Genomic DNA, 11187 nt, shown 5'->3' with positions numbered 1-11187 from the left:
AACTCCGGTTAAAGTGACGGGATCTGAGGGGCAGTCGAGCCGGGAGGGGACGCCGTGTCGGGCAGTGGGCAGATCGAGGTCGAGGCGCCGGTCCTGAAGAGCGAGGGCTACCACTTCTTCGAGGTCGGGCAGAAGTTCAGCGAGGCTGTCACGGCTCTCCAGAACGGACTCACCGCCCTGGAGGGGAACGGAACTCCGCCCTGGGGCGACGACGATCTCGGGGAGAAGTTCGGGGTCGTGTACGAGGGCTTCCGCGACGGGATGTACCAGTCGATGGGGAGCCTGGCGGAGCGCCTGGCAGGGATTGGCATGGCCCTGACGGAGATGGGCGTGAAGCACGAGGCCAACGAGGACGCCACCTTCGAGATGATCAAGCAGAAGGAAGACGGACTCGACGGCGTGGAGCGGAAGTTGACCGCGATCCACCGCCCTGCTTCCTGACGTTGTCCGTACGTGTCTGACGGGGGATTTCTGCTGTGTCGATGATGCTGCCAGGTGAGCTCGAGTGGGTCCTCGAGATGCTCGGCTTCGACTGGCCGACGGCGGACGAGGACAAGATGATGGAGTCCGCCACGGTGTGGCGGAAGTTCGCGCAGGACGTACGCGCGCTCCACGACGCGTCGAACACGGCGGCCTCGACCGTCCTCAAGGCCAACTCGGGCGACTCGATCGACAAGTTCCGTACGACGTACGAGAAGTTCGGCGGGGGTTCGGGCGGGGACGGGCACCTCGCGAACGCGGCGATGGCGGCGGAGATCATCGCGGGGGTGATGGACGCCGCCGCGTATCTGGTCATCGCCTGCAAGGTGGCGGTGATCGTCCAGCTCATCGCGCTGGCCATCGAGATCATCGCCGCGCAGGCGGCCGCGCCGTTCACCTTCGGGCTCTCGGAGGTGGGTGCGCTCGGGGCGACAGCGGCGACCAAGATGATCGTCCGGCGGGTCCTCAAGGAGCTCAAGGACGCCCTGATCGACGCGATCATCGAGGCGGTCAAGGAGCCGGCGACCTCCGCGATCGAGGCGATGATCAGCGACCTGATCGCGCAGACGCTCAATGTCAGCTTCGGTGCGCAGCAGGGCTACAACCTGGGGCGTACGGCGGGGGCGGGCAAGGACGCCGCCTGGGACGCGATCAAGCAGACGCCGCAGACGCTGGCCGAGGGCGTACGGGACAGCCTGGGCGAGAAGGCCGGGCACCGGGCGCGGCACGCGGTGGACAGCCGGCTGGACGGGAGCCACGGGGCGGACGGGGATTCCGGGTCCGGGTCCGGGTCCGGCTCCAACTCCTCCTCCGGGGACGGGGATTCGAGTACGGACTCGGGATCGGACTCCTCCGACTCCGGGTCCGACTCCGGCTCCGATTCGCAGACGAACTCCGGCGACGGCAACACCAACTCCAACTCCAACTCCACGGTCTCGGCCGACGCCAACGTCAACACGGGCAACGGCACGAACATCGGCGGCGGCATATCCGCCGACACCGGCTCGGGCGTCGACGCCTCGGCGGACGTCGGTTCGCGTACGGCACCCGACCCCGGATCCAGCACCCCGGACTCCGCGTCGCCGCAGAGCGGGCCGCTCCCGTCGAACTCCTCCCCGGACTCCACCCTCTCGGACTTCGACGACCAGGGACCGTCACCGGCGAACCCCGGCCCGTCCAACGCGCCCTCGTCCGACGGCGGTACGGATGCGAGTACGGCATCCCCGTCGTCCGGCCCCTCGGGCAACGGCGGCCTCCCGTCCTCCCCCACGCCCCACTCCGCCCCGACACCGTCGGGGTCGACCGACTCCGGCTCCTCGTCGAACAACGGGCGCGGGATCAGCATGTCGGTGGACAACCTGGCCGCCACGGCTCCGGCGCCGCAGCACCACGCGACCCCGACGCCCAGCGCGTCGGACGGCCCGTCCACCTCGCGCCCGGACGGCAACAGCTCGATCCCGACGAGCCCCAACACACAGGGCTCCGGCTCCAGTACGCCCACCTCGCGCCCGAGCGCGGGTCCTTCGCCGTCGGGCCGTACGCCGTCCCCGTCGTCACCCTCCCCTTCTACGTCGTCGCCGTCGACGCCGTCGCACACGACGAGTCCGGGCAGCTCCGGGCCGAGGAGCACGCCGTCCTCACCGTCGTCGCCCAGCGGCCCGGCGGCCTCGACCCCGTCCTCCACGTCTCCTTCGACCCCTCGGGGATCGGCGCCGACCTCGACGAGCACCGCCCCGTCATCGAACTCCCCGACCACGAACCCGTCGTCGACGTCCTCGACCCCGCCGTCGTCCACTCCGTCCACCTCGTCGACGCCGTCCAGGGCGACACCGCCGTCGTCGGGCACACCGGACGCCGGCCCGGGCTCCAACTCCCCGCGCCCCACGCCGAGTACACCGGGCACACCCGGTACGCCGCCCGGCAGCACGCCCACACCGGGCAACAACACCCCCGGCACCCCGAACACGCCCCACACCCCGAACGCATCACCCCAGAACCCGAGCCCGAGCCCCGCCTCGACCCCGGCCACCACACCCTCCGGCCAGCACAACACCACCGTCCCGGCCCCGGTGCACACCGTGGCGCACACCGCCCCTGCCACCCCCACCGCGCACATCCCGCAGCAGCAGTCCGACTCCCCCGCGCACCAGGCCCCGACGTCCTCGACGCGCAACACCACCCCGCCCGGCGGCGTAACCCACCCCACGCACGCCGAACAGAGCGCGCTCGACGACTCCGTCCCGCGGGATGCCGACGGCAACCCGACCCGTCCGCCGGACCCGGCGGACGGCCCGTGGGTCCAGCGCATCAACGGCGAGGGGGCGGACGCTCCCGGCCGTAACAACAACTGCGTGGACGTGGCGCTCTCCACGGCCGACACCTTCTCCGGCAACCCGACGGCGGCAGCGGCCCGCACCCCCGACACCGGCCCCGACGGCCTGCCGTCCGACCGCGGCGAGACGAACGGCCGCAACCGCATCGAGAACGCGCTGGGCGCCCGCTTCAGCGACATGGGCGACGGCCGCAGCGCCTTCAACCGCCTGGAGAACACCCTCCGCGATTCGGGCCACGGCTCCCAGGCCGTGATCATCACTCAGGACGCCAACGGCCGGGCGCACGCATGGAACGCGGTCAACCACAACGGCCGCATCACGTACATCGACGCCCAGACGGGCCGCACGAGCCAAACGCCCCTGCACGACGGCAAGAACGGCGTCTTCGCGGTCCCGTTGGACGCGAACCGGCGACCCGTCACCCCTACGGCCACACCTGCGTCCACGAGCGCAGCCAAGACGCCGACGGCCTCTCAGCCGAACCACGAGCCGGCGACCGCACCGGCGGAGGGCCGCCGCGCCCCCGAAGCCCCTGCAGGGAGCCCCGCCCAGGCGGACGACGGCACGGATCAACCGGCAGGCGACCCACAGCAGGGGGAACATCCACGACTCGTGGATCCCGAAACTGTCGATTCGACACCGCATCACGGCATGTATCCCATGCCCGACCAGCAAAATCTGCGGCAGTCGAACGATGTCCGACAAGTCGACATGGACCATGTCCACCAGCAGCTCAATGCCTGGATGGAACCCCATCCGGTCCACCACGAGGACGGGACGCAGACAACCCGTATTCCGCTGGTCGATGCCATGCAGGCGAGCACGCCTCCCAGTACGGCCGACGGCTCGCCGCCCCCCGTCACACTCCGCCAGAGCGACCTCAACCGGATCCTGCCGGGCTTCTCCGACCTGCACCCGGGCGAACAGGGGGCCGTGGTCGCCTCCCTTGCGCGGCTCAGTCACAAGTTCCACGCGGCACACGCAGTCGGCGCAAGCCCGGAGCACACTCCCGGTCAACGCTCGCACGGCGCCGAAGCGCACGGCAAGGTGAGAAATTGGCCCGCGAAGACTCGCGAGGAGCAAGAACTCAAGGATGCGATTTCTGCGGAGTTCAAGAATTCAGGAATCGCTGGAGCCCTTCGAGACTCCGGTGAACATCGCCCAGATTTCAGCGGTCGAAATTATGCGGTACTCGAACTCCATGATCCGACCACCGGCGAGACAAGTTATCTCGTGGACAGTTCGTACCCGAATGTCGACGGAGAAAACGGCAAGCATTCCGAAAGCAACATTCTGGACTATCTCGACCAAGTGAATTCCGGCCGCGGCGAAGACTCCCAGTACAAGCCGATCGGCCTGTTCACGGACAGGGAACCCTGCGGAAGGGGGCAGGGGTACGCAAATTGCTCCCGCGCCCTGTCCGAGCGCGTACCCGGCGTGGACGTGTACTACGGCACCGGGTACAGAAAGAATGCGAGGGTCGACGAATCCGAAGAATACGCCGGCGTGAATCACAAGGCCGAATACGATCGCGATATCGCGAGGAACCTCGCAGCGCTTGGTAAGGTCTGGGTCCGGGCCATGGCAGAGGGCGGACTGCGGACCCCTGCATAACCAATCTCATGAAGAGGGGCACGTATGTCGGCTGCAGAGGGCAGGCATGGTGGCGACGGAAACGTGGATGCTCTCACGTCGTGGGTCGCAGATGCGCGTGCCGATCGGGGGCGCCTTTTCCTGCAGGGCGAGCCCGGGTCCGGCAAGACCGCCCTGCTCGGATCAGCCTGCGAAACCGTCGAGGGTGCCACTCTGGTCGACGCCGCAGGGCTGACCGGCGAGCAGCTGACAGCGAACTTGGCCCAAGCCCTGAGCCTGCCCGCCCAGCGGTTTCCTGATCTCTACCGAGTCAGGGACGCTCTGGCCGATATCCCCGGCCAGAAGGTCGTCCTGTTGGCCAACTCGCAGTGGGCCGGAACAACACGGACCACTGCTGAGCCTGCGCGGATCGTCGGACAGGTTGTGGGCACGCTGGGGACGGAATTCCGGCGCACGCGCACCCGCTTCGCCGTGGAGGTGGATGAACGGGCAGTCGGGCTGGGGGCCTACAAGAATCCACTCCTCCTGCAGATGCCGGGCCCAGCCCCCCAGGTCGAGGAACCGGTCGATCCCACGCACCGCGCGGCACTCCATGCCCTGGCTCTCACCGAACCACGCCAAGTCCGGTGCACTGAATGGCAATTCATGTGCTCTGTCCTCGGGCACGACATCAGCGTCTCCGAACTCCGCGACATCGCTGTCGAATCGGAGCTGATCGAATTCGAGCCCGAGCACGAGTTGTCGGTGCGGTTCACGTGGGAACACACCGCGAGGGACCTGCGGCTTCAGACCCCCGCCGACGTGTTCGGCGAAGTGCAGCACGAAACGGTTCGCCGCCTCCTCACTGGCTGGGACGACCCGACAACCGCCTCCTACGGAGCCCGGGCGCTCCCGGCCCACGCTGCTGCAGGACACTGCTTCGAAGAGTTCCTCAACGTCCCGTACGCAGTGGCGATGTGCAGGCGCGAGCCTCTGCTGGAGGGCTTGCGCGCGGCCTTCCCCGACACCGTCCAGGGAGGCAGCCGGGCCGCGGACCTGCATTACGTCTCCGCACAGGAGACCGTCTTCTCCTCCCACGCCGACTGGGTGGCATTCCTGCATCACAACGCCATGTGCTGGGGCGACACGGAGCGCGCCGAGGCGCTCGCGGCCGGTGCGGGCCCCCTGCCGTGGACGACCGTATGGGCAATGCAGCGTCCTGGCGGGTCCCCCATGGCTCCACACGTCTGGACGGGCCGGATCGAGGAGCTGAACGCCGATCCGGACGGCATCCATGTGATCAGTACCAATGAGGACGGCTCGGAACTCATCTGGGACGCGGCCGACGGACAGCTCTGCGACGCCGACGCCCAGACCTCTTCCGTACGGACCGAATCGCCTGCTCCTGTCGCGCAGTGGCGGGCCGAGGCGGACTGGAATCAGGTAGTCGTCCATGAGAACGCCGATACGGGTACGGAGCGCGTACTGCCGGCACCCCGGAGCGAGGCCGCCGTGGGCGTCGGTGAAGTCGTGGTGGTCGGCTCCCCCACCGGTCTCTACGCCGTCACCGTCGGCGCACCGGAAACCGCTCCGAAGTCCCCGCTCCAAGCGCTGCCGTACATCGGGCCGACGGCCCGCATCACACCTCGTCCGTTCGACGAACGGTGCCGCCGCCCCTCGCCCTCCCGCCTGGGCGAGCTCTTCGGCGCTGACCACGTCCACACCTTGGGAGCCGACCGGATCCCTTCCGGGATCACTCACCAGGACACCCGCGACCACCTGTCGCACACGGGTTTCCCCGCCGTAGCCGGCTTCTACAGCCTTCAGACGGAAAACCTGACCGAGTCCGGGCTCGTGGAAACTCCTTGGCAAGGCACGCACTCGTCCGAAATCCCGCTCGGCGACGGGCCGTTCTACCGGCTCGGCCACTGGATCGGCGGCATCCTCCTCCTCGATGGATCCACCGGTCGCGTTCTGCGCCGGACCACCCCGAACGCCGTCGACGCCGACCGGCCCGGCGACCCGCTCGCCGCCACCACGCTGTCCCGGTTCACGGCGATGATTGCCTTGCAGTGGCAGTACATGCTCGCCTACACGCAGTCCACCGGCATCGACTCCGAAGACCTTCTGACCGAACTCCGCTCATGGCTGTCCGCCATCGACCCTGTTGCCGTGGCCAATCGGTCCTGGCAGCACGTGCTCGACTCGGAGAACTTCCCCTACCTGTAACAGGGCTCGGAAAAGGCGGCCTGGCAGGTCGGTGATGCGCACAAGGCCAGTTTCCCGTCGCGTTCGCCTGCGATGACGCTGATCGCGTCGGCGGCGATCACGCCCAGGGCGTCTTCCACGCAGGAAGCCGGGCCGAGCCGCCATCGCCGCTTGCCGTCGGGCGTCAGGATGGCCGCTGCCCGCCCCCGAGCGCTGCGGTCATTGATGACGTGGACAGCAGTTGCAGGAAGCTCGTCCTGGATCGCGGCGGCCGTCGCGGCGGCGTGAATCGACTCCCTCAACTCCCGGGCGAGGTCGAGCTGGACGGTGGTGCAGGAGTCCACGGCGAGGCCGCTCACCGCCAGCCAGTCGACAAGTCGCTGCGGTGTGGGAGGAGGCCTGTTAGAACCGTCTTAGCCGGTTCCCTCATGGCCAGGAGGTTTTCATGCCCCGTCCGACCAGTGACGTGCAAGCATTTGAAGCCCACGCAACAGACGCCGACCTCGACGATCTGCGCGCGCGACTGGCAGCGGCGCGGCTGCCGGAGGCCGAGACGGTCCGTGGCGCAGCGCCCGGTCCTCGCCGATGGGAGCAGGGCGTTCCGCTCGCCGATCTCGTCGATGTCGTGAACTACTGGCGCACCGGGTACGACTGGCGGGCGTTCGAAGCGCGCCTCGACCGGATCGGCCAGTTCCGCACGACCATCGATGATCTGGGAATCCACTTCCTGCACCGCCGGTCGGCGCGCACGGATGCCACTCCCCTGATCCTGACGCACGGCTGGCCGGGCAGCATCGCCGAATTCATCGACGTAGTGGACGAGTTGGCGGATCCGGAAGATGCGGACGCTCCGGCGTTCCACGTCGTGGTCCCGTCGCTGCCGGGCTTCGGCTACAGCGACAAGCCGGCCACCACCGGGTGGGGGACCGAAAAGATCGCGGCCGCATGGGTGGAGCTGATGGGAAGGCTCGGCTACAGCAGGTTCGCGGCCCACGGCGGCGACTGGGGAGGCAACATCACCACGGTCCTCGGCGGCAGGTTCCCCGCGCACGTTCTCGGCATCCACACCTTGTTCGCGGAGGCGCCGCCCGGGTTGAGCACGGACGGGCTGACGGCGGACGAGCGCAGATGGACCGAGGAGACCCGCGACTTCTGGCACCACCGCGCGGCGTACGCGAAGCAGCAGGCGACCCGGCCGCAGACCATCGGCTACTCGCTCGTCGACTCACCGGTCGGGCTTCTCGCCTGGATCCTCGACAAGTTCGCCGAGTGGTCGGACACCGAGGACAGCCCGTTCGAGACGATTTCCATGGACCGCGTTCTCGACGACGTCACTCTGTACTGGCTGACGCGCACCGGCGCATCGGCGGCCCGCATCTACTACGAAAGCCACAACTCGCTGGACCCCGGACTCCGGGTCGACGTCCCGTCGGCCATCACCATGTATCCCCGCGACATCGAGAAGTGTCCGCGCCCCTGGGCACAGGAGCGGTACCGGCAGATCGTCCGGTGGAGGTCGCCCGAAGCCGGGGGGCATTTCCCGTCGCTGGAGGTTCCCGGGTATTTCGTCAAGGATCTGCAAGAGGGCCTGAAGGCAGTGCTGGCCGCTCATCGGTGAACGCAGCGCCGAGAGCCGGGGGAAGCATCCGGTTGACGCGCGGGAGTGGGTGGAGTTTTCTGCGTCGGTGACCGATCTCCGCATGGAACAAGTCGACGGCGAGCCCTCCCTCCGGGACTGGCAGCACGTCCACAACCTGATCATCCCCGCCGCCTCTTCCGTCCTCTCCCTGGACGAGGTGCGCGAGCGGGCCGGGCGCAATCGCCTGTACGTCGCGTACCTGGGCGGGGCCCTCGTCGGCTGCTCGACCGTGCGTACGCCCACCGTCGACAACGGGGCCACCGCCACCGTGATCGCCCGCATCCTGCCCGAGCAGCGCGGCAAGGGGCTCGGCGGGCAGCTCTACGCGCACGGGCTCGCGGTGGCGCGGGAGCTCGGGGCCGAGGTCGTCGAGACCGTTGTCCTGGAGTCCAATCCGGAGGGGCTGCGGTTCGCGCTGGCGCAGGGGTTCGTCGAGATCGAGCGGTACGTACTGCCCGGTGACAGCGTCGCCTTCGTCGATCTGCGGCTGGCCTGATCGTCGGCGCCGACCCCTTGCATGTTCTATGGCATACCCCATAAGTTACCGGGAGGTAGATGACACGGGCGAGGTCCGTCCGACCGTGCCTCCGGAAAGGCCGTCCCATGAGCCCCCGCAAGAGCGACAGCCGTGAGCGCATGATCGTCAGTACCGCCGCTCTGTTGCGCGAATACGGGGCAGGCGGCACCAGCATCGACCGCGTACTGGAGCACAGTGGTGCTCCTCGCGGCTCGGTGTACCACCACTTTCCCGGCGGGAGGGCCCAGCTCCTCGACGAGGCGGTGGCTCTCGCCGGGGACTTCATCGCCGGTCTGCTCGACGCCGCGATGCAGGACGGCGACGATCCGGTGCAGGCGATCGACGGGTTTTTCGTGCTCTGGCGCGAACGGCTCGTCAGCAGCGGCTTCCGGGCCGGCTGCCCCGTCGTGGCGGTCGCGGTGGAGACCAACGACGACGCCCCGCAGCTGGCCCGCTCCGCCGCCTCCGTCTTCGCCCGCTGGCAGGAGGCGCTCGCGGCACCGCTCGTCCGGCACGGCCTGACCGAACAACGGGCCGGGCGGCTGGCCGCGTTCATCGTCGCCGCGATCGAAGGCGCGGTGATCATGTGCCGCGTCGAACAGAGCTCCGCGCCGCTGGATGCGGCCGCCGCCGAGATCCATGACCTGCTGATCCACGCACTCCGACCCAGCCCGCATTGAGGAGCCGAGATGCCCACGCTCGACCGCCACGACAACGTATTCGTCCTCGACCTCGGAGACGGCGAGAACCGCTTCCACCCCGACTGGCTCGCCTCCGTGAGCGCCGCGCTGGACGAGGTGGAGAAGGCCGAAGGCCCCAAGGCCCTGGTGACGGCCGCGACGGGGAAGTTCTACTCCAACGGCCTCGACCTGGACTGGCTGTTCGCCCACGCCGACCAGCAGGAGGACTACGTCGTCTCGGTCCACGAGCTCTTCGCGCGGATGCTGTCGCTGCCGATGATCACCGTCGCCGCCCTCCAGGGGCACACCTTCGCCGCCGGCGCGATGTTCTCCCTCGCCCACGACTTCCGCGTGATGCGCGCCGACCGCGGCTACTGGTGCCTGCCCGAGGCGGACATCAACATCCCCTTCTCCCCCGGCATGTCCGCCCTCATCCAGGCCCGGCTGGCCCCGCAGACCGCACACCGGGCCATGCTCACGGCCCACCGCTACGGCGGGGCCGATGCCGCGGCCGCCGGGATCGTCGACCGGGCGGTCGCCGAGGACGCCGTCCGTACGGCCGCGCTCGAACTCGCCCAGGCGCAGGTGAACAAGGCCGGCGACACCCTCCGCACCATCAAGACCCGGATGTACGCCCCGGCGCTGGCCGCCCTGCGCGACACCGCCAACCCCCTCGGCTGACACCGCACCCAGCTGCACGACATCAAGGAATCCCCGTGACCTCCACCGACCTCACCGCTCTGTCCGGCCTCGAACTCATGCGCTGGTTCCAGACCGAGCGCCCCGCCGACGTCCCCTCCATCGGCCGGCTGCTCGGCATGCGCTTCGACGAAGTCGAGCACGGCCGTATCGTCGCCTCGCTCGACACCCGCCCCGACTTCGCCAATCCGCTGGGCACCGTGCACGGCGGCATCGCGGCCACCCTGCTCGACTCGGTCATGGGCTGCGCGGTGCACACCACGCTGCCCGCCGGCGTCGGCTACACGACCCTGGAGCTGAAGGTGAACTACATCCGGGCCGCGCAGACCGACGGGCGCACGCTCACCGCCGAAGGCACCGTCATCCACGCCGGCCGCCGCACCGCAACGGCCGAGGGGAAGGTCCTGGACGAGCAGGGGAAGCTGGTCGCGCACGCCACGACCACGTGCCTGGTGCTCCACTGAGTCCGTGGAGGTCAGCGCTCCGCGACCGGCTCGCGCTTCACCGAGGCGGCGTCCGCCCATGTCATACGGAGCTTCTTCGGAGTGCCGTTGAGGCGGGTGGCGACGCCGCCGGGGGCCCCGACCGTCGCCTCCTCCGAGCACGTACCGCCGAAGGCCTCGTAGAAGCCCTGGGCCGCCGTGTTCTGCTCAAGTACCCACAGGTACAGGGCTTTTGACGTCGCCCCGTCGACGGCCGCCTCCGCCGCCCGGGCCAGGAGTGCGCCGCCCACACCCGTACGCCTGCGGTCGTTGATGACGTGCAGATTGTCGACGAGGCTGCCCCACTGCGGGTCGTCGTCGAAGACGACGTGCACAAATCCCTGCAGGAGGCCGGAGCCGTCCTCCGCGACGATCGTCGCGGACGCACCCGGAGCGGCCAGGCGCGAACTCCACACCGACAGCCGGTTGGTGACCACGTCGCCGTCCAGGAACGCGTCCGAGTAGGCGCCCCGGTAGTGCCGCCGCCAGCTGTCGGCGTGCAGCCGGGCGATGCCCTCGGCGTCGTCGGGACCCGCGGACCGGAACGTCAGCTGTGCCATCTTCCTTCTCCCCCACC

General features: G+C 69.1%; 10 protein-coding genes and 1 pseudogene. 8 read left to right on the top strand and 3 right to left on the bottom strand.

Annotated features, from left to right (window positions below; all coding sequences use genetic code 11):
- Positions 1-54 precede the first annotated feature (54 nt).
- Together OG707_RS30090 and OG707_RS30085 are read left to right on the top strand one after the other, a co-directional pair.
- Positions 55-441, top strand: coding sequence for a hypothetical protein (locus tag OG707_RS30090; RefSeq protein WP_329123809.1), 387 nt, complete (start codon positions 55-57; stop codon positions 439-441).
- Positions 442-482: 41 nt separating this feature from the next.
- Complete coding sequence (locus tag OG707_RS30085) at positions 483-4427, top strand: toxin glutamine deamidase domain-containing protein (RefSeq protein ID WP_329123807.1); 3945 nt, start codon at positions 483-485, stop codon at positions 4425-4427.
- 162 nt (positions 4428-4589) lie between these two features.
- Here OG707_RS30085 and OG707_RS30080 read toward each other — a convergent pair whose 3' ends face one another.
- Positions 4590-5072 carry a hypothetical protein gene (locus OG707_RS30080; RefSeq protein WP_329123805.1) on the bottom strand — a complete coding sequence of 161 codons (483 nt, stop codon included), beginning with the start codon at positions 5070-5072 and terminating at the stop codon, positions 4590-4592.
- Between OG707_RS30080 and OG707_RS30075 the strand changes: the two genes are divergently transcribed.
- A complete protein-coding gene (locus OG707_RS30075) occupies positions 5052-6614 on the top strand; it encodes an SUKH-4 family immunity protein (RefSeq protein WP_329123803.1) in 1563 nt (520 codons plus the stop codon). The genes OG707_RS30080 and OG707_RS30075 overlap by 21 nt on opposite strands.
- An 11-nt stretch (positions 6615-6625) precedes the next feature.
- On the opposite strand, the pseudogene OG707_RS30070 reads toward OG707_RS30075, so the two are convergent.
- A pseudogene (locus tag OG707_RS30070) lies at positions 6626-6985 on the bottom strand (ABATE domain-containing protein); the annotation flags it as partial.
- Positions 6986-7038: 53 nt separating this feature from the next.
- On the opposite strand from OG707_RS30070, the gene OG707_RS30065 reads away from it, so the two are divergent.
- From OG707_RS30065 to OG707_RS30045, 5 genes are all read left to right on the top strand, one after another.
- A complete protein-coding gene (locus OG707_RS30065) occupies positions 7039-8211 on the top strand; it encodes an epoxide hydrolase family protein (RefSeq protein ID WP_329123801.1) in 1173 nt (390 codons plus the stop codon).
- An 82-nt stretch (positions 8212-8293) separates the two neighbouring features.
- Positions 8294-8728 carry a GNAT family N-acetyltransferase gene (locus OG707_RS30060; RefSeq protein ID WP_329123799.1) on the top strand — a complete coding sequence of 145 codons (435 nt, stop codon included), beginning with the start codon at positions 8294-8296 and terminating at the stop codon, positions 8726-8728.
- Between the two features lie 107 nt (positions 8729-8835).
- Complete coding sequence (locus OG707_RS30055) at positions 8836-9429, top strand: TetR/AcrR family transcriptional regulator (RefSeq protein WP_329123797.1); 594 nt, start codon at positions 8836-8838, stop codon at positions 9427-9429.
- A gap of 9 nt (positions 9430-9438) precedes the next feature.
- Positions 9439-10110, top strand: coding sequence for an enoyl-CoA hydratase-related protein (locus tag OG707_RS30050; RefSeq protein WP_329123795.1), 672 nt, complete (start codon positions 9439-9441; stop codon positions 10108-10110).
- 35 nt (positions 10111-10145) lie between these two features.
- A complete protein-coding gene (locus OG707_RS30045) occupies positions 10146-10592 on the top strand; it encodes a PaaI family thioesterase (protein ID WP_329123793.1) in 447 nt (148 codons plus the stop codon).
- 11 nt (positions 10593-10603) lie between these two features.
- Here OG707_RS30045 and OG707_RS30040 read toward each other — a convergent pair whose 3' ends face one another.
- Complete coding sequence (locus OG707_RS30040) at positions 10604-11170, bottom strand: GNAT family N-acetyltransferase (RefSeq protein WP_329123791.1); 567 nt, start codon at positions 11168-11170, stop codon at positions 10604-10606.
- Positions 11171-11187 lie beyond the last annotated feature (17 nt).

This window comes from Streptomyces sp. NBC_01465, assembly GCF_036227325.1.
Lineage (GTDB): Bacteria > Actinomycetota > Actinomycetes > Streptomycetales > Streptomycetaceae > Streptomyces.
The sequence above is the reverse complement of the archived record's forward strand: the minus strand, read 5'-3'. Positions and strand labels throughout refer to the sequence as shown.

What these genes read in the sequence shown, in the direction of transcription:
- OG707_RS30085 (WP_329123807.1), top strand. Translation starts at nt 483, where the DNA reads ATGATGCTGCCAGGTGAGCTCGAGTGGGTCCTCGAGATGCTCGGCTTC.
- OG707_RS30075 (WP_329123803.1), top strand. Translation starts at nt 5,052, where the DNA reads ATGTGCTCTGTCCTCGGGCACGACATCAGCGTCTCCGAACTCCGCGAC.
- OG707_RS30065 (WP_329123801.1), top strand. Translation starts at nt 7,039, where the DNA reads ATGCCCCGTCCGACCAGTGACGTGCAAGCATTTGAAGCCCACGCAACA.
- OG707_RS30060 (WP_329123799.1), top strand. Translation starts at nt 8,294, where the DNA reads ATGGAACAAGTCGACGGCGAGCCCTCCCTCCGGGACTGGCAGCACGTC.
- OG707_RS30055 (WP_329123797.1), top strand. Translation starts at nt 8,836, where the DNA reads ATGAGCCCCCGCAAGAGCGACAGCCGTGAGCGCATGATCGTCAGTACC.
- OG707_RS30050 (WP_329123795.1), top strand. Translation starts at nt 9,439, where the DNA reads ATGCCCACGCTCGACCGCCACGACAACGTATTCGTCCTCGACCTCGGA.
- OG707_RS30040 (WP_329123791.1), bottom strand. Translation starts at nt 11,170, where the DNA reads ATGGCACAGCTGACGTTCCGGTCCGCGGGTCCCGACGACGCCGAGGGC.